The following is a 21,509-nucleotide window of genomic DNA, read 5'->3' as shown; positions in this document are numbered from 1 at the left end:
GCATATGCCTGAGCACACGCCTGAGTGGGAGACCGCGCCCGCCGCAGCTGCCGAGATCTTCGGCGACCGGCTGCCGCTCGCGCAGGCCTACCACGATTCCCTGGCCACCACCGCGGCGGAGCGCGGTTTCATCGGCCCGAAGGAAGTCTCCCGCCTGTGGAGCCGCCACGTGCTCAATTGCGCGGTCATCGCCGAAGCCTTCGACGAGGGCCAAAGCGTTGCGGATATCGGTTCCGGCGCGGGCCTACCGGGCATTCCCTTGGCCATCGCCCGCCCGGATTTGCAGATCACGCTCATCGAGCCGTTGCTGAAGCGCTCGACGTACCTCAGCGAGATCACTGCAGAACTCGGACTCGATAACGTCACGGTTGTCCGCGGGCGTGCGGAAGAGCAGAAAAAGATGCTTTTCGACGTCACCACCTCCCGCGCCGTCGCCCCCTTGGGCAAGCTGGCTGGCTGGTCCCTTCCCCTCGTGCGCCCCGGCGGTTCTATGACCGCAATGAAGGGTGCGAGCGTGGCAGAGGAATTGGAGCGCGACGCCGCCATGATCACCAAGGCCCGCGGTACGGATGCGGAGATCCTCACCGTCGGTGAGGGCTTGCTGGAACAACCCACCACCTTGATCCGCATTAAGCGGGCGGGGTAACGGATGTTCGGTCGCTCTACTAATCTGACACTGACTGATATTGAGAGTGACGGGAGGCCACGTGGACGACGAGCAGTGGGATGACACCCCGATTGCTGCGGCGGCTCGCCGTGCGGCGCAGATGAATACTGGGCGCTCGACGGTGCCGAAGCCGGATCAACCGCGCCTGATCACTGTGGCAAACCAGAAGGGCGGCGTGGGCAAGACCACTACGTCGGTGAACCTCGCGGCGTCGCTGGCCAAGCTGGGCTGCAAGGTGCTCGTGGTGGATTTGGACCCCCAGGGCAATGCGTCCACCGCGCTGGGTGCCGGCCACCGTGACGGCGAGACATCGAGTTATGAGCTTCTCATCGGTGCCGCGGGTCCGGCAGAGGCTCTGCAGCGCTCCGGGGACAACGAAAATTTGTGGTGCATTCCCGCGACCATCGACTTGGCTGGCGCTGAGATTGAGCTGGTCAGTCTGGTCCGGCGCGAGTACCGCTTGGCAGATGCGTTGCGCGGTGGATTCCTTGAGGAGCACGGCTTCGATTACGTTTTTGTGGACTGCCCGCCGTCGCTCGGTCTGCTCACCATCAACGCGATGAATGCTGTGGATGAGGTTCTCATCCCGATCCAGTGCGAGTATTACGCACTCGAGGGTGTGGGCCAGCTGCTGAATAACATCACGATGATCCGCGGCGCTTTGAACCCGAGCCTGCACATCTCCGCTGTGCTGTTGACGATGTATGACGCCCGCACGAAGCTGTCGGAGCAAGTCGCAGAAGAGGTCCGCGGCCAGTTCGGCGATGTGGTGATGCGCAATATGATTCCGCGATCGGTGAAGGTGTCGGAGGCGCCGGGTTACGGCCAGACCGTGATCGAGTACGACCCGGGCTCGCGCGGTGCGCTGGCATATTTCGATGCCGCGCGTGAATTCGCTACCCGTGGCGACTATCAGCCGCATGAGACGACGGGGCCGATCGGTGTGAGTCCCGAGATTTTCGCCCAGTTGGGCGAGGAGGACGAGTAGAGCAATGGCAGAGCAACGCAAGGGCGGTCTGGGCCGCGGGTTGGCGGCGCTGATCCCGTCGAATCCGGACCACCACCAGAAGACGGGCCCGCTTGGTGATGGCGCGGCTGACGTGATCATCGGCGGGAATAAGGGCGCGCGGGATGAAAACAGCAAGCCCAAGAAGAAGAAACAGGTCAAGGGCGCTCCGACGATTCCGGGTGCGCCGACGATGAGCCGGCCCTCTTCTGTGCCGGCGGCGATGGTGACAGACAAGAACGATTCTTTCGGCGCTTCCTACCAGGAGATCCCGATCGGGGATATTTTCCCGAACGCGAAGCAGCCGCGTACTCAATTCGACGAAGACGAGCTGGCTGAGCTGGTTCACTCCGTCAAGGAATTCGGTCTGCTCCAGCCGATCGTGGTTCGCCCGGCGAAGGACGGCTATGAGCTGATCATGGGTGAGCGCCGCTGGCGCGCGTCCTCGAAGGCTGGCCTGAAGCGCATTCCGGCGATCGTGCGCGAGACATCCGATGAGGATATGCTCCGCGACGCTCTGCTGGAGAATATCCACCGAGTGCAGCTCAACCCGCTGGAAGAGGCCGCTGCGTATCAGCAGCTGCTCGACGAATTCGGCGTCACCCAAGAGCAGCTCGCCGACCGCCTCGGCCGCTCCCGCCCGGTGATCACCAATTCGATCCGCCTGCTGAACCTGCCTGTGCCGGTGCAGCGCCGCGTCGCCGCCGGTGTTCTGAGTGCCGGGCACGCCCGCGCGCTCCTCGGCGTGAAGGTGGGCCCGGAGGCCCAAGAGCAGCTCGCGGACCGCATCGTCGCCGAGGGCCTGTCCGTCCGCGCGACGGAGGAGGCCGTGACCCTGCTCAACCGCCAGGGCGCCTTGCCGGACAAGCCGAAGCGCGAGCCGACTCCGCAGCCGGAATTCCTCACCCAGGCAGCCGATCGCTTGGCCGACGAGTGGGACACCAAGGTCTCGGTGACCATGGGCAAGCGCAAGGGAAAGATCGTCGTCGAATTCGGCGACCGCGAGGATTTCGAGCGCATCATGTCGCTCATCGAGGGCACGGACTAGCCCTGGGGCCATGGCGCTGCGACACGTCCGGGTGATTCCGCTGGAGGCGGCCACCTTGGACCGCATTCACCGCACGACCGCGCGCAGCGTGTTCTGGGAGCTCGATCCGCTGGGTGACGCGTTCAGCGGCACCGATTCCGACGTGGACAAGGCCGCCTGGCTCTTAAGCCTCGCCTACGAGCAGCCCGCCGTGGGCTTTTCCATCGTCGACCCGGCTATCACCGCTGGTGCGCACGCGAGTCTGCTCATGTGCCCGCCGTCGGCAGCGCCCGGCGCTGTTCGGATGCCCACCGCGCCCTTCTCCACCGACGCATTTTGCCTGACCAGCTTGCATATTGATGCGGCGGTCGAGGGCATCGGCTGGGAGGCAGTGCTTATCGACGCCGCCGTTGCCGCCCTCACCCAAAGGTCCCTTCCCGCGGTGGAAGCGTTCGGGTTGCGTTCTGATTTGCCCGAGGACCTGACCCGGATGTGTCGCCAGTTGGTGGCCAACCGCTCCACCATCGGCTTGATGCCTGTTGATGTGTTGGAGTCAGCGGGCTTTCAGATTGTCGCCGATCACCCGGCGATTCCGCGTCTGCGTTTGGAATTGCCGCCAGTGCACGATCTGCTCACTGAGCGTGAGATCGCAGATCTGCTCGCCGCTGTTTCCGTTGGTGGACGCTAAGCGCGTTCCTGGCGCAACAGCTCTGTGAAAGAGAAGGTGCCTGTCGGCTGGTTGTCCTGCTCGAGCAGGTAGAGGCGCTTGACGGCAACGACGATCGCTTCGGCGATCGCGTCTCGTTGAGTCGGATCGGTGATGATGGACATATCGTGCGGGTTAGTCACGTATCCGAGCACGACCTCGACTGACGGCATCTGCGTCATGCGCAGCAGCTCCCACGTCCGGCCGTGGTTGTAGCAGTTGCCCAGCTGCGTGCGCGCGACGATTTCGCGCTGGATGAAGCCGGAAAGCATCTCGCCCGTCATGGACGACGCGCCCAATTCAGACCCGAAATAGAAGGTGGCTACGCCGTTAGCTTTCTCATTCTGGTAGCGGTCCAGCTGCAGGGAGATCAGCAGGTCTGCTTCGAAGCTATTCGCCAGATCTGCCCGCGATTTCGCCGAAGGATTATCGCCGTGCGGACGCGACATGATCGTCTCCATGCCGGCGGCGATCATGCGTGCCTCCACGCGGGCGGCCAGGTCCCAGAGGATTTCTTCCTCAGTGATCTCGCCGTACGGCCCCTTGATGCGTGCCATATTCTCGACGTCGATACTCGGATCGATGACCACGCGCTTGCCCGTCAGGCGCGGTCCCGCCATGCGGACGACTTCGCGTTCGCGGATCGCCTGGGTAGAACCGCCGGTAATGCGCCGGCCCAGCAAGCTCAGCGCGTGCAGGGTCTCCGGGCCGCAGACACCATCGTCCTGGATACCGTAATTCAGCTGGTAATTAGACAGTGCGGCGTGGGTGTCGGGACCGAAGTGCCCGTCGATACGCCCGGAGTAGAAGCCGAGTTCTTGCAGTTGCTTCTGCAGCTGGCCCACGTCGTCGCCGACGAGGACCTGGTTCGGCTGGTACGACAAAGCACGCGCACCGAGGGTGTAGGAAGCGTGGCGCAATTCGCGCAGAGTGAGCTCGTCGATCTCGCCCGAGGGCAAAATGCCGCGGGACTGCTGGAAGGCCTTGAGCGTGGTGCATAATTCCTCGTCGAAATACATTTCCGACTGGGAGAAACGCCGGCGGTTCCACTCCCCCACATCGCCCTCGAAGTCGTCCACCAACCCCAGACGCGCAAGGGTCGAGCGGACTTCAGCGACGCGTGCGCTGGAGTCTCCCACTCGATACGGACCGAACACAACTCACCTTTCTATGAGCATTGAGGAACGGTTTCATCTTACTGTCCCCTGCGTTGGGTAAGCCGAACACCTTGCGTGTCGCCGTTTTTGCTTACGACAGGTGCGGTTCCAGGCGGGAGAGGATCTCGGCCTTGGGCCGCACGCTGCTGAACTCGTCGACCTTCTGGCCGTCCTTGAAAATCAACACGTGCGGGATGGTCAAGACCTGGAACAGCGCACCGAGTGTGCGTTCTTCGTCCATGTCGACCTTCGCTACCTTGACCTTGCCGTCCAGTTCTTCTGCGATCTCGTCGAGGATCGGCGAGAGCTTCTTGCACGGGCCGCACCATTCCGCCCAGAACTCGACGAGGACGGGGATATCGGATTCGACGACCTCCGATTTGAAGGTGTTCTGCGTGATGTCGATGGGCTTGCTCATGGTCGCTGCGCTCCTATTCTGCTTTATTTTCGTCCAAAATACTTGCGATTTTCTTTTACCGCTGCTGTTTTCGATTTTGTTTCAGATGCGGTTTCCGCTTCCCTACAGCGCTTCCAGGTAGTGCTCCGCGTCGATGGCAGCGCGGCATCCGGAACCGGCGGCGGTGATGGCCTGGCGGTAGTAGTTGTCCACCAAATCGCCAGCGGCGAAAACGCCCGGCAACGACGTCTTCGTGGTGGGGTGCTCGACGGTGACATAGCCTTCTGCGTCGGTGGCTACCTGGCCGTCAAGGAAGCCGGAACGCGGGTCGTGGCCGATGGCGACGAACATTGCCGTGGCGTCCAGGGTGGATTCCTGCCCCGTCTGGGTGTCCTTGATGCGAAGACCGGCGACCCTGCCGCCGTCCTCGAGGACCTCTTCCACGACGGCGTTGGTGAGGAATTCGATCTTGTCGTTCTCCTTCGCGCGGTCCAGCATGATCTGGGAGGCGCGGAATTCCTCGCGGCGGTGAATGATTGTCACCTTGGAGCCGAAACGGGTCAGGAAGGTGGCTTCCTCCATCGCGGAATCACCGCCGCCGACGACAGCGATGTGCTGGTCCTTGAAGAAGAAGCCGTCGCACGTCGCGCAGGTGGACACGCCGCGGCCGGTGAGCTCCTGCTCGCCCGGAATGCCCAGGTGGCGCGGTGCCGCACCGGTGGCCAGGATGACCGCGCGGGCGTGGAAAACCTCGTCGCCGACGTGAACCTTCTTGATGTCGCCGTCCAGCTCGACGCTATCGACCTGGTCAGCGCGGAGATCGGCACCGAAACGCTCGGCTTGGGCGCGCATCTCCGTCATCAGGTCCGGGCCCTGGATGCCATTTTGGAAACCGGGGAAGTTCTCCACCTCGGTGGTGTTCATCAGCTCGCCGCCGAACTCGTAGCCCTCGAAAACGAGCGGCTTCAAGTCGGCGCGCGCGGTGTACAGCGCAGCGGTGTAGCCGGCAGGTCCGGAGCCGACCACGATGACGTCGTAAATGGTGTTGCTGTCGGCGTCCGCGCCGGTGCGTTCGGAGGATTCCTTCATCTGCTCGGTGGGAGCAGTCTCCGGTGCGGATTTGAATCCGCCCAGGGCATTGACGGAGGGAAATTTCGGAATGTTGTTGGAGCCGGTGGACCCGTTGGATTCAGTCATGGCTGCCAGTGTAGTTAACTGCGCAAGCCGTCAGATAACGCCTGGCGAGCCCGATTTCGGCGCGATTTCACGGTGCCGGGGCGTACGCCCAGATGGGAGGCGGCGGAGTTGATGGAGTAGCCGGCGACGTCGATAAGCATTAAAGCCCGTCGTTGCGCGGCCGGAAGTTTGAAAAGGGCCTGGCGGAGCGTGAGCAGGCGGTCGAGATTGCCCAGCGGGTCATGCGCGAGGTAGCGGTTCGCGTCAGGGCTGAGCTTCTCCGAATCATCCAGGCTCGTGTGCTGCCTTTTATTCTCCGCGCGTTTCGCGTGATCGTAGCCCGCATTCTTCACGAGGCGGTAGAGCCACGTGGTCAGCGCGGATTCGGCGCGGAAAGTGTGCATATTGCGCGAGGCCTTGAACAACGCGTCCTGAACGATGTCCTGCGCGTCGTGCTCATTGCGCGCGTACTGCTTGGCCACGGCCATCATCCGCTGCCGGTGCCTTTCCACAATGATCTGAAAGGCCCGGTTGTCCCCCGCGACGTACTCCGTGACCAGTGCATTATCGGTCTTCTTTAGCTGTTGCTGCTTCCGCTGCGCGTTGATCCGGTATGTGCGCGCCAAGCGGCCGTGACTATGCGTATTCACCTTGTCCCCCCGAACAAGTCTCCCCTGTTTCCAGCTGTATGTGTGCTGTGGAACCCATTTTGCCCTGACGCGTGGGGGACGCGCTCGCCAAAAGTGCGCACTATAGTGCGCAACGCTTGTAACGGGCTTTCTACCTCATCCGCGTGCCGACGACGGAAATGCCGCGGATGATCGCTGCAGCGTCGTTCTCGCTGTTGAACGCAATGACGAGACCGGTAACCGCCTCCTTGCTGCCGTCGATCTCGATGCTCGTGCGGCCGTCTTTCAACGTGCCGTTCGTCAAAATGCGCAGGTGGTTGACGTTTGTGGTGTTCGCGGTCTGCTCGGTCGTGGCATAAACGACGTAGTCCATGCCCGCGCCGCTGGCGGAGTCGATATTGAGCTCCTCGGGGATGAACGGGGCACCGTTATCGGCGGTGAGCAGGACCTTCTCGCCCGCCTTGGCGGAGGCGGCGGTGGAGTCCTCGCCGTCGACAAGCGCGGCGAAGTCGATATTCCTGTCGCTGTCGGCATCCTCGCCCCATGCGGTAGCGGTGAGCGGTGCGATGATCACGGGCAGTGTTCCGAGCGGGCCGTTTTCTATGCCTTCGGAGACCTGGTCGGCTCCGTCGCGCGCGGATTCACTGGTGATCGGCGAATCGGCGCGGTGGCTGAACATACCCACGAGGTAGACGGTCAGCGCCGCGACGAGCACGACCGCCGTGATGGCGACGGCAACCAGTCCTGCTGTGCCCAGTGCGCCGATACCGCGCTCGCCGAAGCCGCCTCTGCGCGCGGTGTGCTCGTGTGTTTCGTAGGTCGCGTCGTAATTCGCTTCCTCCGGAGCAGCGACCTCCACGAGCGGTGCCGGAGCGACGTGCGTGTGCGCAATCTCAGCGAGCGACTGCTCGATGGCGCGGTAGTCGGGCACCTCTTCGCGCGCGGCGGCGGCAGGAGGCGTGAGCGCATCCGTCTCCGCGGAACCGGCCAGCAACTCAAGGGCGAATGCGTAGGCGGAAGCATCGGCCTCGACGTCGGCGTCGGGCAGGATCGCTGGGAAAGCGAGGACGACCGTGCCGTCGTCGCTGACTCTCATGCGGTTGCGGTTGTCCAGACCCAGTGGCACGCCCCGATCGCGGGACTGTGCCATGGCATCGGTCAGGGGGATCATGGCGGCGGCGACGGCTTCGTCGAGAAGCGTTGCACCCGAGTCGGCGACTGTCTTCAGGTCGGAGCCTGGGATCCAGTCGGCGACAACGACCGCGCCGGTGCGGTAGCTGATTGTCTCAAGAACCGGTGCGACCGCGGGCAGGCCTAGCTCTTTCAGCTGATTCGTGCGGTGGCAGATGCCGGCGGCGTCGATCGCCGCTTGCCGCGGGGTGACGGGCGCCATCGGTGCCGTGCCGCACGTGTCCACGAATGTCAGCGCCACGATGCGGCCGGTGGCCTGCTCGCGCGCCTGCCAGAAGCGGGCGGAATTGGACGCGCCGCAATCGCGCAGGAGGCGGAAGCGGCCGTCGGAGACAGCCGCGCCGGGCACGAGTCGCGGCCCTCGGACCACGCCGGCAGACATCGGCGGCGGGACCGGGGAGGTGTTGAAGGTGTCAGTACCGAGGAACTGCGGGTCTACGCCGGTGCCTGCTGCGATGTCATCGGCGGGGCTCGTGCGCACGATGCGGCGCAGGCCAGGCACGCGGGCGAGCACCGCGCCCAGGCTTTTAACCTCAGGGAGCTTGGAGAACGACAGTGCGATGCCCGTGGCGATGACGAAGACGATGCCGAGGATCAGGATTTCCAGCAGCAGGCCGAAGGAATCGCGGCGGCCCAAAGCCGCGGCCAACCCGGGCATGCCGCCGGGGATCAGGCGCAGCAGGAAACGCACGAGCATGGTCGCGGCGACACCCACCAGGCCTGCGGCGGCCGCCCACACGGAGGTGTGCAGCACCGAAGCAAAGCGCAGGGAGCCCAGCTTGCGGTGCAGCAGGAATGCGCCGATCATTGCGCCGGCAATGAAGCCGAAGCCGTTGGCCGCGCCGAGCAGAACCACGACCTGGTCTGGCCGCGATGCCACAGTCGGTGCCAAGGTGGCCAGAACCACCTTGGTCAGTGTGATGCCGGCGATGATGAAGGTCGGCGTCCACGCTTCTTCGCGGGCGTAGAACACGCGCAGGTGGAGCATCACGAGTGCGTACGGGATGAGCGTGAACGCGGCGAAGCTCAAGGTCAGGCCGAGCGTGCGGGCCTCTTCGTTGGTGAAGTTGCCGTAGCCGAACAGGGCGTTGCCGATGTCGGGGCCCAGTGCGGTCATGAAGATGATGATCGGGATGAGCGCGATGAACGTCAGCTTCGTGCCCAACGTCAGATCGCGGACCACGGCCTCGTCGTCGCCGTCGGCGGCATTGCGCGACAGGCGCGGCATGATCGCCGTCAGCAGGGTCACGCCGACGATGCCGTACGGGACCTGGAGCAGCTGCCAATGCTGCATGTAGATCACCGGCGCGGAACTATCCACGCCCGATGCGATGCGGTTGTTGATGATGTATCCTGCCTGCGAGATCGCCACATACGTCACGATCGCCAGGGCCATTCCCCCGAACTGTTTGAGACGTTCGTCGATGCCCCACAGTGGCCGCAGGTCGATCTTCAGTCGGCGCAGCGCCGGCAGCATGATCAGGCACTGCACCGCCACGCCGAGCGTGGTGCCCAGACCCAGCAGCAGAATGTGCGGGTCGGTGACCCCGGTGTGCTCCTTCGGGTCGAGCTGGCCCGGCAGGATCATGTACAGCATCATCACGCCGATGGAGACCAGGTTGTTCGCCACCGGCGCCCACGCCCCGGGCCGGAACACTTCCTTGGTATTCAATATGGCCATGAACAGCGAGAACAGGCCGTAGAACATGATCTGTGGAAGCAGCAGATAGGCGAAAGACGTCGCCTGCACCAGGTTGACGTGCCCGCCCTCTTTCAGCATCACCTCTGTGAGCAGCGGCGCACCGATCACGGTGATCAACGTGACTGCGGTCAGCAGCGTGATCGTCAGGGTGAATAGCCGCCTGATGAATGCGGCGCCGCGGTCCGGGTCTTCCTTTTCCGCGCGCACGAGCACCGGCACGACCAGCGCGGTGAGCACCGACCCGAGCACGATCTCCGTGATCATGTTCGGCAGCGTGTTCGCCGTGTTGAATGCCGATGCCACGGCGCCGCCGAGTGCGGAGGTGATCATCACCGTGCGGATGAAGCCGGTGATGCGCGACATCAGTGTCGCCACAGCCATGGAGCCGGTGGAGCGGACAACGGATTTATCGCTCGTTGTCTTTTGCTCCTCCGTCGTCGTTTCCGCCATACACACTCCAAGTCTTGAGAATCCCGGGTTCGGGAATTCTGGGTCAAGGGTATGTTAGTCGGCCTGCCGCGAATCTCTATCTCGTCGGCGTTTCCCCAACTGCGCGAGAACAGCGAGCACGAACAGTCCCGCCAGCAGCGAGATGAGCACCCAGTTGCTTATCGACGTCCCCGCCGTCTGCACCCCGATGCCCACCGGTTGCGAAATCGCTTGGTTTTGTGGTGTGGCCAGGAATAACTGCAAGTCGGTGCGTTCGTTATTCGACGGCAGGTCCGCTGTCATCTGCAGCGTGATCGAGCCACGCGCCGGGATGCGGAATTCCGTCGGGGTGTTCAATTTTGCCCCCTCAGGTCCGCGGTAGAGAATCGTCGCGTCGACGGGCAACGGCAGGCCGTTCTGTGCGACGATCAAAAGTGGCGACGACGCAGACGTGCGCGTGTACACGTTTCCCGGCGGGATGAGCGCGATCGACGACCTCAGCGCCGCTAGCGTGTCTCGGCCTCCGTTGAGGCGCTCCCGGGTGCGCTTTTCCGCCTCCGCGTAGCCCGTGTACGCCCGCCGCCCGGTCACCGTCATCGCGGTGAGCAGGTTTGTGCGCAGCGGCAACGTGTACCCGTACCGCGTCAGCGCGATCGCGTTGTCGTTGGCCAGCAGTGCCGTCAGGTCGTTGATGAAGCGCGCTTGCTGCCCAGAATTGAGCACTTCGGTGTCCGTGAGTTCAGCCGGGTCGCTCTCCGGGACGCCGAGCTTATCGACGTCCCCCTGCCCCACTTGTCCCGGCGCCCCCACATAATTTTCGAGCGTCATCGGAGCGGCAGTGCGCTCCCCGAAGAGCTCCGTCACCGTCGCCATGACCGCTTGCGCCGTCGAGGCCTCCCATGCCGCCGGTGGGTTCACCAGCGTCGGATCGAGCTCTTCCGACCGTTCTGCCCGTTCCGCCGCGGTCCGCACTGCCGTCGCCGCAGTGAGATCCCGCGCTTGCACCGAGTCGAGCGTGTAGTCGTAGCGCAGGTGCTCGTCGGAATACCCCGTTGTTTCCGGCGCTGGTCCCGTCGCTGCCAAAGTGGCCGCCAGTGAACTATCGAATGTCACCGCCGTGACCCCAGGCGTGAGAGTGGCGAACCTCTCGACAGTATCCACCGTGTTGTCCGCCACCAGCACCCGCACGGTCTCAGCCGGTTCTGGTGCCGCGATGTCGGCCACGCTCGGCAGTGCCGGGTTGTTCAGGTTGTCCAAGGCAACGCCCTGCTCCCCCTCGATGCGACCGCCAGGCGCCTCGGAATTCTTCGCCTGTGCCTGCTGGTCGAGCTCCCACTGGGTGTGCATCCCGGTGACGGGCAGGTCCGACTTGCTCAGGTCAGCCCAGCCCATGCCCGGCGCGGATTCGGAGGTGAGGTAGCCCGCGCCGGGCACCACCAGGTTGCGTACCACCGGGGTCCCAAGGATGCGTTCTGCTGTGAAGGGTCCGCGCTCGACCGCCTCTCGCATGAGCCACGTGTCGCCGGTGCGCGCCACTGCGTTCAGGTCGGTATTCGCCCACGGCAGTGCGACCGCGCAATTGTTTTTTGCGGCCCCGCGGAGCTTGTCCAGCCACGCCGCGGCATCTTCGGCACCTGTGCCTTGTTCCGCACCTGCGCTAGCTTCGTCACCGCCCCAAGAATCGCGCAGCCGCTTCCGGTTCAGTCCTGGCGAGGGCCGGTCGTCATCCACCGTGTAGCCCTGGGCCATGCGTTCCACGGTGTCGAGCAGCGCGGGGTCGACCGCGAGACACGTCGAGCTGCGTACGCCCTCGTCCTTCGTCGCTTCCTCGTACGTGTTCACCAGTTCGTCCAAGCGCCCCCCGGGCGCGACCTGAGCGGCGAGTTCCTCCGAGCGCAGAATCAGCGGTGGCCGGTTCGGCGCCTCTCCCGTCTCCCCCGGCACGATGTCCACCGGCGCAGAAATCGGGAACAGCACGCTCATTCCTGCGGGCTTGGTTGCCTCTGCCTCTGCTTCTGCTTCATTCTCAGGCGTTTCCCCCTTCACCGCCATGTGCCAGCGCTCCGTATCCAGCGTCGCGCCGTCTTGGCCCAGCACCAGCATCATCGGAAAATTACTGTTGTACGGCTGTTTCTGGGTGGGGATGGTGACCTTGATCTCGGTCTCCTCGCCTCGTGCCAGCTCCGGGACCTTCACTTCGTCGCCAGCCGCGTGGTACTCCGAGACCGATGCCACGCTCGCCGCCCGCGCGTCCGACACCGAGCCGGAGGCGGGTCCGCGCAGTGGTGCCACGGTCAGTCCGGAGACGTCCGCGTCAGATTCATTCCTGACACGAACAGTGACGGACAGGGGGTTGCCGGAAGGGACGGTGGCCGGGGCGTCGATAAGCGAAAGCTTCAGTCCTTGCTCCCCGTCGTCGGGACGGATCTGCTCGTTGACCCACTCGTGTGCAACTGCGGGATCGTTCGGATCGACGGGGACGGGCTGGGCCGCGCATGAGAGCACCGCCGCGGTGAGCACCGCAGCCGCCCGATGCGTGCGCCGAATCATCACCGCGGGGTGGTCCTTCCCGCTTCTTTTTCCGCGCGGGCGAGCTCCGGCATCTTGTCGAATGCGATGCGTGCCAGCTTCCGCTCGTCCGCGTACGCCAAATGCTCGATCAACTCGCTGACCGGCACCCACGCGACTTCCGTGACCTCCGGGTCCTCGTCATTGAGCACCCCGTCGACATAGCGCAACAGATTGTGGTGGACCGTCTTGTGGATGCGCACCCCCTCCGAGACGAACCAGTAATCGATCACGCCCAGCTCAGCGAACGGCTCCCCCGAGATACCCGTTTCTTCCCATACCTCGCGGCGCGCGGTGTCCCACTGGTGCTCGTCCGGCTCGACGTGCCCTTTCGGCATGGACCACAGCAAACGCCCGCGCCTGTCGAGCCGCCCGATGAGTGCGACGTAGATCTGCGACATGTCCACGGAACCGTCCGGCGCAACTGCCTCCGCCATGCCCGAAACGACGAGGCCGCCCGCGCTCGTTTCGTCGCGCGTTTCCATGTTTTGCGACGCGTACTGCGCGTTCTTGTGCGAAGGCTTGCGGTACCTATTGCCCCCGCCGCCGCGATTCCGGCCGCGCTGATTACCGCGTTGGTTGCCCCGTTGGTTATTGCCCCGGTTGTTGCTTCCCCCGCGACGCTTGCGGCGACGATTCTTGTCACCCTGCTTGTCGCCGTGTTTATCGCCCTGATTTTGGCCCTGATTCTTGCCTTGGCTCTTGTTCTGGCCTTTGTTCTGGCTCTGGTTATCGTGGGCGCGGCTCGACGCGCGCCGGCGGCGTTTGCGCCTGCGCGTGTTGTGCTGCGGCGAATTCGAATCGCCGGGGGTTTCTTGAGCCATCTATTGAATGGTATCCGCCCGTGGTGACCATGTGGTACTTGAGTTGCTCCAAGGTGGTGTTCTGTGAGGTGCTACTGGGTGGTTTGCGTGGGGCTGTAAGGTTGTGCGGGTGACCACCCAGAACAGCAGTCAGACGACGTCCACCGACCCGGCGGAGCTGTTCAACCTGCCGGAGAAGGGGGATCCGACAGCGTTCATTGCCCTGCTCGCCCGCGCGGAAAGTGCCGTTGGCGAGCTCGCTGGCCTGCTCGGACCCCTTGCTGCCGCCTTTGCCGCCGAGGGCGAGTCGCTGTTTCTCGTCGGCGGCCCGGTGCGCGATGCGATGCTGGGACGGTTGGGCCACGACTTGGACTTCACCACTTCGGCCCGCCCGGAGACGATCAAGGCGATCCTGACCGAGTGGGGCGAGGCCGTGTGGGACACCGGAATTGAGTTCGGCACCGTGTCCACCGTGAAGCACGACCAGCAGGTGGAGGTGACCACATTCCGCGCCGACCTCTATGACGGTGTGACGCGCAACCCCGAGGTCACCTTCGGCGACACGATCGAGGGCGATCTCGTCCGCCGCGATTTCCGCGCGAATGCGATGGCAATCGAGCTCATTCCCGCCGCCGACGGCACGTTGTCGCTGGATTTCCACGACCCCGTCGACGGCCTGAAGGATCTGCTGGGGCGTACCTTGGACACCCCTCAAGAACCCGAGGTGAGTTTCCGCGACGATCCGCTGCGCATGCTGCGCGCCGCCCGCTTTGTTTCCCAGCTCGGCTTCACCGTCAGCCCGCGCGTCAAGCGTGCGATGACGGACATGGCAGAAGAGATCGGCCGCATCACGGTTGAGCGCGTCCAGGCTGAGCTCGACAAACTCATGCTGGGTCTCCAGCCGTGGGAGGGCATTGACCTGCTCGTCGAGACCGGCCTGGCCGACCATATTCTCCCCGAAATTCCCGCGCTCCAACTCGAGCGCGACGAGCACATGCAGCACAAGGACGTCTACGCCCACTCGCTCACCGTCTTGCGCCAGGCCACGGAGCTCGAGGACGAGGGCCCGGATCTCAAGTTGCGGTGGGCTGCGTTGATGCACGACATCGGCAAGCCGGACACGCGCGAGCTCAAGCCCGGCGGCGGCGTTTCCTTCCACCACCACGAGGTCGTGGGCGCGAAGATGACCCGCAAGCGTATGCGCAAGCTCAAGTACCCGAAGCACGTCATCGAGGACGTCGGCCAGCTTGTCTACTTGCACATGCGCTTCCACGGTTTCGGCGAGGGCCAGTGGACCGATTCGGCGGTTCGCCGTTATGTCACGGATGCCGGCGATCTCCTTCCGCGCCTGCACAAGCTCGTGCGCGCCGACTGCACCACCCGCAATCCGAAGAAGGCCGCGCGTCTCCGCCGCACGTACGATGAGCTGGAGGAACGCATTGCGGAGATCTCCGCCAAGGAGGACCTCGCCCGCGTGCGCCCGGACCTCGACGGCAACGAGATCATGAAGATTCTCGACCTCAAACCGGGCCCCGAGGTCGGCAAAGCCTGGAAGTATATGAAGGACCTGCGCCTCGAACGCGGCGAGCTAGACCACGACGAGGCCGTTGCGGAGCTCAAGGCTTGGTGGGAGAAGGAAAATGGCTGAGTTCTTTTACGCGGACCGCTTATTCACCGCGCTCGAGCGCGAAACACCAGCGCCCGGAATGCTGCTGGTCGCCGCCCCAGGCATGCTCGCGGATGACTTCTCCCGCACCGTCATTTTGCTTATCGACGTCTCCCCTTCCGCCACCTTCGGCGTCGTCCTCAACCGCCGCTCCGAATTGGCCGTCCACTCCGTTTTGCCCGATTGGCTCCCCCACGTGGCAAAGCCGCAGGCTCTTTATGTCGGTGGACCCCTGCGCCCCCAGGCCGCTATTGCCGTCGGCATGACGTCTTCCGGCACCGTCATCGAGGACCACCCCGATTTCACCCGTCTGGCTAATCGCCTTGTCCACGTGAACCTGCAGGCCGAGCCCGAGTCTGTCGAAGGTCTCCTCGAGGGCATGCGCGTCTTCTCCGGCTACGCCGAGTGGGCCCCAGGCCAGCTTGACGAGGAGATCGAGCGCGGCGACTGGTACGTCGCCCCCGCCCTGCCCACCGACGTCATCGCTCCCGCCGCCGCCGACCTGTACAGCGATGTCCTGCGCCGTCAACCGATGCCCCTGCCCCTCTTCTCGACCTTCCCCGCGGACCTCGAGGACAACTAGCCGTGGATCGGGAGATCCACGCCGCCCTCAAAGACCTGTGGGTTGTCGGCCTGGGGCTGATTCCCCTCGGCCTCGCATTCGGCCTGGTCATGACCCAAGCTGGTTTCGCGTGGTGGTGGACCCCCTTTTTCTCCGTCGTCATCTATGCGGGGTCGATGGAGTTCCTCGCCGTGCAGCTCGTCTCCGCGGGCGTCGGCCCACTGTCCGCGGCGGTCACCGGGTTCATGGTGAATTTCCGCCACATTTTCTACGGCCTCACCTTCCCCCGCCACCGCATTTCGTCGTCTCTCGGCCGCGCGTACTCCACCTACGCGCTTACCGACGAAACCTACGCCGTCATCTCCTCCCTTCCCCCCTCCACCCGCTCGACCCTTACTGGCACCCGCATCCTCACCGTGGAGATCGTCTGCCAACTTCTCTGGGTCATCCCCGGCATTCTCGGCGCTTTGCTCGGTGAGGTCATCCCGCCGGAGGTCAAAGGAATGGACTTCGCCTTGACCGCCCTCTTCGTCGTTCTCGCCTACGAGTCCTTCAATTCCAACCGCGATTTCTCCCTGCCGCTGACCGTCACAGCAATCGCCATCCTTGTCGCCGTCGTCGCCCCCTCCTGGCTCCTCATGGTCGCGCTGACCGCCTACTTCTTTGTCCTGCTGCTCCGCTACGCGCACCCCGACCTCGACCGCGCCCTCGAGCTCCGCCCCTCTCACGAAGGAGGTCAGTGATCTTGGGCCTTCCCGAAGGCGTCACCTTCGCCATGGTCGCCGCTGTCCTCATTCCCGTCGGCATCGTCACTGTGCTCCTGCGTGCCATCCCCTTTTCGTTCCTGCGGCTGCTCAAGGACAGCCCCGTTGTCCAGTTCCTCGGCGCAACCATGCCGGTCGGCGTGATGACTGTCCTCCTTATCTACACAATTTCCTCAATTTCTCTCGACCCTGACATTCCCCATGGACTCGTCGCTGCCCTCATAGCCGCCGGAATCACCCTCGCACTGCATGCCTGGAAGCGCCGCGCTGGCCTGTCCATCCTCACCGGCACCGCCATCTACATGCTGCTCATCAATCTGGTGTTCTAGGGTCACTGCTCGGTAACTTTTTCTCCAGTTGTAGTAACAACTCGGTTTGGCTCTGCTATTAATCAAATGACGCCAATTACATTGGTTGATCATTTCTCACTGGTTCACACCCCGATCACTCAAGTTTCAGTCCACAACCCCACAAGGAGTCCACACATGAAGCGTCGCAGCTGCGGCACAGTCCGGCCAGCTGCCGCTTCCGAAGCTGCCGTTCTAAGAAGATCCTCTTAAAATCGCTGAAGTCCACTCGCTCGGTGCTCCGGACGGGTGGGCTTTCCCCTTGCTGATTGCCCCACAACCCCACAAGGAGCCCACACATGAAGCGTCGTATCGTCGCTGCCGGCCTTGCAGCCGCCACTGCCCTGTCCCTGTCCGTCGCCCCCGCCCAGGCAGCGTCCAAGCTCGAGCTGACTTCCTCGTACGAGTCCAGCAGCAAGATGTATGAAAAGAGGCGGGATGATGCTGGCCGTGATCCCAAAAAACTGGAACGGGTATATCGAGTCAATGAAGCCCTGTACAAGTTTACTCTGCCCTCTTCCGAGAACGACTGGAAGAACGACTACACAATGGGAACTACCTTCGACATCCTGCTCGGCACCGGCATCGCTGTCGCGGTGCTCGCCCTGCTCGGCGGTGCGGCACAGTCCGGTCAGCTGCCGCTTCCGAAGCTGCCGTTCTAGGAACATCCACGCGAACTCACTCGCCGTCGTAGAGATCCACAAAGGAGTCCCCACATGAAGCGTCGTATCCTCGCCGCCGGCCTTGCAGCCGCCACGGCCCTGTCCCTCTCCGTCGCCCCCGCCCAGGCAGTTGAGAATAAAACCTCGTCCGAAATCTCGGACACTGAGCTGAAGAGCTACCTCCTGGAGCAAGCGCGGAATGGAAATGTCACTGCGCTCATGAAGCAAATTGCGATCAAGGAGCACCAGAACCCGGCTGAAGATTCCCCCGCTGCGCAGGCTCTTTACAGTTCCCTCCGTAATGACGCCGCTAACGGTTACGCCTCGGGTAAGACTCTGAACATTCTGCTCGGCACCGGCATCACCGCCCTGATTCTCGGCGGTCTCGGTAATTTCGCTGTCCAGCAGGGTCTGGTCCAGTTGCCGAAGCTCCCGTTCTAGCGCCCTAGCGCTCCAGTCTTTTAGCCCCAACCACGCTCCTTCAAAGGGATGCGGGTTGGGGCTTCTGCGCGGGAGGGGTGGGCGTCGATAAGCGAATGCTTTTTGCTCGGTGAGTGAATTTTCTGTAAACGTGCTGCTAAAGATGCGTTGAGGTCCTATGCTTGCTGTGCTGTATTTCTGCCGTTCAAGGAGTTTCCATGAAGCGTCGTGCCGTCGCTGCTGCCCTGACCGTCGCACTCGTTGCGGGTGCCGTGCCCGCGCATGCTGGCGAGGAGCGGCCTGTTGATCAGCACAGCTCGATCAAGCCGTTGCTCGAGCTCAGCTCCCCAGAGCACAGTTCCGAGCACTCCAGCATGGCAACGGACGAGCATCTACGCGAGGAGTGGGCAGCCGCCTCTCGGAAGGGCTTTTTCTCCCCGATCATTGAGTCGATTTACGACCTTGAGATCCCCGATGGGTTTGAAGAGCGCATGGATGCGGTCGACGAAAACGTGGCGCGATACGACAACAACGAATCCGCGAATGCGGTGCTCGGAAGCTCCCTGCGGTGGGATGCTGCGCGTGGACAGCAACTGGGCACGGCTCTGAACTGGTGGATCGCTGCTGGTGTCCTGGTGGGTCTGTTCGGCGGTGTTTTCGCGGCTGATCAGGCTGGTCTTATCGCGCTTCCCACTTCTGCTGATTTCACGCGTTTGCAGGCTGATGCGCAGTCGAATCTCGCGCGAGTCCAGGGCGATGTACGCGCGCAGATTGAGGCGTACTTGCCGTAGCTTTTGCGCCGTGGGCTCGGTGGCTTTCAGTGTGGCCCGCGGTTTGCTTTGCGGTTCGTACTCAGTGCGACCTTGGTTCGCTGTCTAGATGGTGGTCTCGCATCCGGGGTTGTTCGAAAAGCAAAAGTTATCCACAGGGTTGACCTGGAGTTTTGCAACTAGAGTCGAACAGAGGGGCGAATGTGAGCAAACCTTCCAGGGGTATGGTTCGTCCTATGTGAAAGAGTGTTCTATACAACCAAACAAAGCACTCACTGAAAGCCAGCACAATGACTACAGCGAGACCACCCGAAGATAGAAAGACTGACAGCCCTCCGAACGAACATCACACCGATTCCAATAGCACGACCAATAATCAGCCCGAGAAGGAAGGAGCCCGTTCCAAGAAACCCGCCTGCTTCGCCACTGAGAACTTCGACAATGCGACGTGCCGCGCCGCGTTGGCCATCCGTGAGGCACAGACCAAGATTTTCGCACCCTATTCCGAGCCCGGTTATGGGTTCTGCTCTAAGGACCACGACCGCGAAGTTGTTCAGGTTTGCACCCAGACCGGAATGACGAAGCCGCAGGTAGACAACGCGATCACCGCGTATATGTGCCTGCGCAATCTGCCCAAGCTCCGCGCCCTCCAATTCGAGCATTACCGTCTCGATCTCGAGCGGGTCAATGCTATCGCCAACGGCCTCGCGGATCTGGGCAACAACGTGTCGGACGAGGTGTACGCGAAGTTCGACGACATGCTCACGGCCCTGTTCACGCCGGAGAAGATGAACCAGCAGCTGCCCACGAAGAAAGCGATCACGCACCGCATCAATTCGATGATCGCCAACTTCGATTCCACCGCCGCGTACGACGAGAAGAAGCGTAAGGACCGGGAAGAGAAGAAGGAACCTTTCGGGCCGGGTGAAGGAGAGATCTCCTTCTCCGTGCCCCCTTCCGGTTCCGGCGACCCCAGCAACGCGTACATGAATATCACGGGCGACAAGGTGGAAGTCGCCGCTATGCGCGCCGAGCTCAACGCCATCGCGCGTGAAAATGGCGTCGATCAGTGGGACGCACTGCGTCTGCTCATCTTCGACAAGGTTCGTTCCACGTCGGCCACCATCTACGGTTATGCGCCGATGAAGAACGGAATGCCTGATCCGTCGAAGTCTGCATTCCTGCCCGGATTCGGTTGGACTACCGGTGCCGGCACGGAAGCCTTCCACGAGATGGCCGACAAGATCATCGACCTCGAAGAATACAAGGACCACGCAGTCGCCGGTTATATCGCGCCCGACAAAGTCAAGGCGTACGTTCGCGGCCGCGATGGCACCTGCATCTTCCCGGGTTGTCACCGTTCGGCGTGGAGCTGCCAGCTCGACCACCGCATCCCCTACGACGAAGGCGGCCAGACCACTGCAGCGAATCTCTACTGCCTGTGCGCTCACCACCACAACATCAAGACCGATCGCCGTGCTTTCTACGTGCCCGATCCGGTCACCGGCGAAATCATCTGGCTCTTCGACGATGGAACCTACGCCCGCACCGAACCCGCCGGATTCATCGGCACCCAGGTCACCCCGACTGCACCGCGCTGGCGCGCTTCCACCGCGGACATCGAGCACCGCAAGCGTAAAAAGGCCCATTTTCTCGCGAAAGGGCACACGCTTATCGACGCGTACGAGGCAGGCCTCCCCCGCCCCACCAACGACGAACCCGATTCTGGCGCAGAATCCGGTACCGATTCTGAGGAACTCTCCCCGATCACCTACGAGGAGACGCTCGAAGCGATCGCCGAACTCGAAAAGGAATTCAACATGGAATTCCCGTTCCGTCCGGAGCCTCCCGAAGATGAAGCCGAGGAGGTGAATGGACAATCACCGGAAAACGGGCAGAAAAATGGGGCAGAAAAGCACCGGGGATGTCAGCTCCCCGAGGAACCGCCGTTCTAGAGATCCCTCACCGCGGCGCACAACTCGGGGTCGGTGATATAACCCTGTTCGCATCCGTACTGGGTCTGCAGCTCACCCGAGGATGGGTTCGGGTTTCCCTGCTCATCGTGACCGTAACCGCATTCCGCGGCACCGCCGGTGCATTCTGGTTCAGCAGGTGCAGCCGGAGGAGCTGCGGGAGCTTCCGGGGCTGCTGGTTGCTCAGATTGTGCCGGTCGCTTTGGTTGTTCCGGCTGCTCGGGTTGTGCGGATTCTTCCTCAAAATCGCCACATCGGCGGGTGTCGGTGACGGTGCTGCCGTCGGCAAGCTGCGCGGTGTCCTTCTTCTCGCACTTCACGAAGGACGGCCCAGACTCGATCGTTGTCGTTCCTGCAGCTTCTGTGTTGGCGGCGGGGCTTGGGCTCGCGGTGGAGCTATGCTCCGTGAGGGTTGGTTCATCAATGTCGTCGGAAAATTGGCTGCAACCAGTGAGAGAGGCAGCCGCCAAGATAATTCCGGCCAAAATCTTTGTGGACTGTCGCACCATGATCTTCTACTCCTGCTTCGAGGGTCTTAGTTCGGGTCGGGGGATGTTGGGCGATCGGGAATGTCCGGGAAAATGGCTTGGGCTTCTGCCCACAGTCCATCGAAAGCGCTTTTCTCGAGCATGTGGTGCTCGATGTCCTCGAATTGGCCGAGCTGGTCTGGGTGTGGCACGACATCGAGGGGTTTGTTAGCACTGCCGTAGACCGTGCCCTCAGTGTATGTGCCGACGATGGAATTGTCAGGGGTCAATTCGATCATCCTGACCATGCGGCAGTGAGTGCGGGTGTCGTCGAGTTCAGCTAGCTCGGCGACATTCACCAGCCCGGACCCGTCTGGGGTGGTGAAAATTGTCTTCACGAAGAGGCGCATGGGATTTTCG

At 62.9% G+C, this 21,509-nt stretch carries 21 protein-coding genes; 12 read left to right on the top strand and 9 right to left on the bottom strand.

The window, feature by feature from the left end; all coding sequences use genetic code 11:
- The first annotated feature begins 4 nt into the window (after window positions 1-4).
- The 4 genes from rsmG to ACUY2Y_RS00375 all read left to right on the top strand — a co-directional run bounded on the left by rsmG (window position 5) and on the right by ACUY2Y_RS00375 (window position 3,388).
- Window positions 5-646, top strand: a complete 642-nt coding sequence (gene rsmG, locus ACUY2Y_RS00390; protein ID WP_448324346.1) for a 16S rRNA (guanine(527)-N(7))-methyltransferase RsmG — start codon at window positions 5-7, stop codon at window positions 644-646.
- Between the two features lie 61 nt (window positions 647-707).
- Window positions 708-1,655, top strand: a complete 948-nt coding sequence (locus ACUY2Y_RS00385) for a ParA family protein (RefSeq protein WP_448324497.1) — start codon at window positions 708-710, stop codon at window positions 1,653-1,655.
- A gap of 4 nt (window positions 1,656-1,659) precedes the next feature.
- On the top strand, window positions 1,660-2,721 hold the full coding sequence (locus ACUY2Y_RS00380) for a ParB/RepB/Spo0J family partition protein (RefSeq protein ID WP_448324345.1): 1,062 nt from the start codon (window positions 1,660-1,662) through the stop codon (window positions 2,719-2,721).
- Between the two features lie 10 nt (window positions 2,722-2,731).
- Window positions 2,732-3,388 (top strand): hypothetical protein, encoded by a 657-nt coding sequence (locus tag ACUY2Y_RS00375; protein WP_448324344.1) that lies wholly within the window; start codon window positions 2,732-2,734, stop codon window positions 3,386-3,388.
- On the opposite strand, the gene ACUY2Y_RS00370 is transcribed toward ACUY2Y_RS00375, so the two are convergent.
- The 7 genes from ACUY2Y_RS00370 to ACUY2Y_RS00340 all read right to left on the bottom strand — a co-directional run bounded on the left by ACUY2Y_RS00370 (window position 3,385) and on the right by ACUY2Y_RS00340 (window position 13,479).
- Entirely contained in the window at window positions 3,385-4,563 is a 1,179-nt protein-coding gene (locus ACUY2Y_RS00370; RefSeq protein WP_448324343.1) for an N-acetylmuramoyl-L-alanine amidase, read from the bottom strand. The two genes, ACUY2Y_RS00375 and ACUY2Y_RS00370, sit on opposite strands and share 4 nt — an antisense overlap.
- 91 nt (window positions 4,564-4,654) lie before the next feature.
- The gene (trxA, locus tag ACUY2Y_RS00365) at window positions 4,655-4,981 is read right to left on the bottom strand and encodes a thioredoxin (protein WP_448324342.1); all 327 of its coding nucleotides are present in this window, start codon (window positions 4,979-4,981) and stop codon (window positions 4,655-4,657) included.
- A 102-nt stretch (window positions 4,982-5,083) separates the two neighbouring features.
- Window positions 5,084-6,049 carry a thioredoxin-disulfide reductase gene (gene trxB, locus ACUY2Y_RS00360; RefSeq protein ID WP_448324496.1) on the bottom strand — a complete coding sequence of 322 codons (966 nt, stop codon included), beginning with the start codon at window positions 6,047-6,049 and terminating at the stop codon, window positions 5,084-5,086.
- Between the two features lie 122 nt (window positions 6,050-6,171).
- Window positions 6,172-6,786 carry a sigma-70 family RNA polymerase sigma factor gene (locus tag ACUY2Y_RS00355; protein ID WP_259901691.1) on the bottom strand — a complete coding sequence of 205 codons (615 nt, stop codon included), beginning with the start codon at window positions 6,784-6,786 and terminating at the stop codon, window positions 6,172-6,174.
- 130 nt (window positions 6,787-6,916) lie between these two features.
- Complete coding sequence (gene murJ, locus ACUY2Y_RS00350) at window positions 6,917-10,108, bottom strand: murein biosynthesis integral membrane protein MurJ (RefSeq protein WP_448324341.1); 3,192 nt, start codon at window positions 10,106-10,108, stop codon at window positions 6,917-6,919.
- A gap of 54 nt (window positions 10,109-10,162) precedes the next feature.
- Complete coding sequence (locus ACUY2Y_RS00345; protein WP_448324340.1) at window positions 10,163-12,637, bottom strand: hypothetical protein; 2,475 nt, start codon at window positions 12,635-12,637, stop codon at window positions 10,163-10,165.
- Window positions 12,637-13,479 carry an NUDIX hydrolase gene (locus ACUY2Y_RS00340; protein WP_448324339.1) on the bottom strand — a complete coding sequence of 281 codons (843 nt, stop codon included), beginning with the start codon at window positions 13,477-13,479 and terminating at the stop codon, window positions 12,637-12,639. Before ACUY2Y_RS00340 ends, ACUY2Y_RS00345 begins: the two co-directional genes overlap by 1 nt.
- Before the next feature lie 157 nt (window positions 13,480-13,636).
- Between ACUY2Y_RS00340 and ACUY2Y_RS00335 the strand changes: the two genes are divergently transcribed.
- The 8 genes from ACUY2Y_RS00335 to ACUY2Y_RS00300 all read left to right on the top strand — a co-directional run bounded on the left by ACUY2Y_RS00335 (window position 13,637) and on the right by ACUY2Y_RS00300 (window position 20,604).
- Window positions 13,637-15,106 carry a CCA tRNA nucleotidyltransferase gene (locus ACUY2Y_RS00335; protein ID WP_210573741.1) on the top strand — a complete coding sequence of 490 codons (1,470 nt, stop codon included), beginning with the start codon at window positions 13,637-13,639 and terminating at the stop codon, window positions 15,104-15,106.
- Window positions 15,099-15,707, top strand: coding sequence for a YqgE/AlgH family protein (locus ACUY2Y_RS00330; RefSeq protein WP_448324338.1), 609 nt, complete (start codon window positions 15,099-15,101; stop codon window positions 15,705-15,707). Before ACUY2Y_RS00335 ends, ACUY2Y_RS00330 begins: the two co-directional genes overlap by 8 nt.
- Before the next feature lie 2 nt (window positions 15,708-15,709).
- The gene (locus tag ACUY2Y_RS00325; RefSeq protein ID WP_448324337.1) at window positions 15,710-16,429 is read left to right on the top strand and encodes an AzlC family ABC transporter permease; all 720 of its coding nucleotides are present in this window, start codon (window positions 15,710-15,712) and stop codon (window positions 16,427-16,429) included.
- Complete coding sequence (locus ACUY2Y_RS00320; RefSeq protein WP_448324336.1) at window positions 16,426-16,779, top strand: branched-chain amino acid transporter permease; 354 nt, start codon at window positions 16,426-16,428, stop codon at window positions 16,777-16,779. The genes ACUY2Y_RS00325 and ACUY2Y_RS00320 overlap by 4 nt, the downstream gene beginning before the upstream one ends.
- A gap of 317 nt (window positions 16,780-17,096) precedes the next feature.
- The gene (locus tag ACUY2Y_RS00315) at window positions 17,097-17,459 is read left to right on the top strand and encodes a hypothetical protein (protein WP_448324335.1); all 363 of its coding nucleotides are present in this window, start codon (window positions 17,097-17,099) and stop codon (window positions 17,457-17,459) included.
- A 54-nt stretch (window positions 17,460-17,513) separates the two neighbouring features.
- Window positions 17,514-17,900, top strand: coding sequence for a hypothetical protein (locus ACUY2Y_RS00310; protein WP_448324334.1), 387 nt, complete (start codon window positions 17,514-17,516; stop codon window positions 17,898-17,900).
- Between the two features lie 197 nt (window positions 17,901-18,097).
- Window positions 18,098-18,670: a hypothetical protein gene (locus ACUY2Y_RS00305; RefSeq protein ID WP_448324333.1), complete on the top strand. Its 573-nt coding sequence runs from the start codon at window positions 18,098-18,100 to the stop codon at window positions 18,668-18,670.
- A 269-nt stretch (window positions 18,671-18,939) separates the two neighbouring features.
- Complete coding sequence (locus tag ACUY2Y_RS00300) at window positions 18,940-20,604, top strand: HNH endonuclease signature motif containing protein (protein WP_448324332.1); 1,665 nt, start codon at window positions 18,940-18,942, stop codon at window positions 20,602-20,604.
- On the opposite strand, the gene ACUY2Y_RS00295 is transcribed toward ACUY2Y_RS00300, so the two are convergent.
- Window positions 20,601-21,131, bottom strand: a complete 531-nt coding sequence (locus ACUY2Y_RS00295) for a hypothetical protein (RefSeq protein WP_448324331.1) — start codon at window positions 21,129-21,131, stop codon at window positions 20,601-20,603. The two genes, ACUY2Y_RS00300 and ACUY2Y_RS00295, sit on opposite strands and share 4 nt — an antisense overlap.
- Window positions 21,132-21,157: 26 nt before the next feature.
- A complete protein-coding gene (locus ACUY2Y_RS00290) occupies window positions 21,158-21,487 on the bottom strand; it encodes a hypothetical protein (protein WP_448324330.1) in 330 nt (109 codons plus the stop codon).
- Window positions 21,488-21,509 lie beyond the last annotated feature (22 nt).

This window comes from Corynebacterium sp. 20-84 (assembly GCF_053479455.1).
Note: the sequence above shows the minus strand (reverse complement) of the source record. Positions and strands in the feature narration are given on the sequence as shown.

Excerpts from the sequence above, each read along its gene's own strand:
- rsmG (WP_448324346.1), top strand. The coding sequence starts at position 5 with ATGCCTGAGCACACGCCTGAGTGGGAGACCGCGCCCGCCGCAGCTGCC.
- ACUY2Y_RS00380 (WP_448324345.1), top strand. The coding sequence starts at position 1,660 with ATGGCAGAGCAACGCAAGGGCGGTCTGGGCCGCGGGTTGGCGGCGCTG.
- ACUY2Y_RS00375 (WP_448324344.1), top strand. The coding sequence starts at position 2,732 with ATGGCGCTGCGACACGTCCGGGTGATTCCGCTGGAGGCGGCCACCTTG.
- trxA (WP_448324342.1), bottom strand. The coding sequence starts at position 4,981 with ATGAGCAAGCCCATCGACATCACGCAGAACACCTTCAAATCGGAGGTC.
- trxB (WP_448324496.1), bottom strand. The coding sequence starts at position 6,049 with ATGAAGGAATCCTCCGAACGCACCGGCGCGGACGCCGACAGCAACACC.
- murJ (WP_448324341.1), bottom strand. The coding sequence starts at position 10,108 with ATGGCGGAAACGACGACGGAGGAGCAAAAGACAACGAGCGATAAATCC.
- ACUY2Y_RS00345 (WP_448324340.1), bottom strand. The coding sequence starts at position 12,637 with ATGATTCGGCGCACGCATCGGGCGGCTGCGGTGCTCACCGCGGCGGTG.
- ACUY2Y_RS00340 (WP_448324339.1), bottom strand. The coding sequence starts at position 13,479 with ATGGCTCAAGAAACCCCCGGCGATTCGAATTCGCCGCAGCACAACACG.
- ACUY2Y_RS00330 (WP_448324338.1), top strand. The coding sequence starts at position 15,099 with ATGGCTGAGTTCTTTTACGCGGACCGCTTATTCACCGCGCTCGAGCGC.
- ACUY2Y_RS00315 (WP_448324335.1), top strand. The coding sequence starts at position 17,097 with ATGAAGCGTCGTATCGTCGCTGCCGGCCTTGCAGCCGCCACTGCCCTG.
- ACUY2Y_RS00310 (WP_448324334.1), top strand. The coding sequence starts at position 17,514 with ATGAAGCGTCGTATCCTCGCCGCCGGCCTTGCAGCCGCCACGGCCCTG.
- ACUY2Y_RS00305 (WP_448324333.1), top strand. The coding sequence starts at position 18,098 with ATGAAGCGTCGTGCCGTCGCTGCTGCCCTGACCGTCGCACTCGTTGCG.
- ACUY2Y_RS00300 (WP_448324332.1), top strand. The coding sequence starts at position 18,940 with ATGACTACAGCGAGACCACCCGAAGATAGAAAGACTGACAGCCCTCCG.
- ACUY2Y_RS00295 (WP_448324331.1), bottom strand. The coding sequence starts at position 21,131 with ATGGTGCGACAGTCCACAAAGATTTTGGCCGGAATTATCTTGGCGGCT.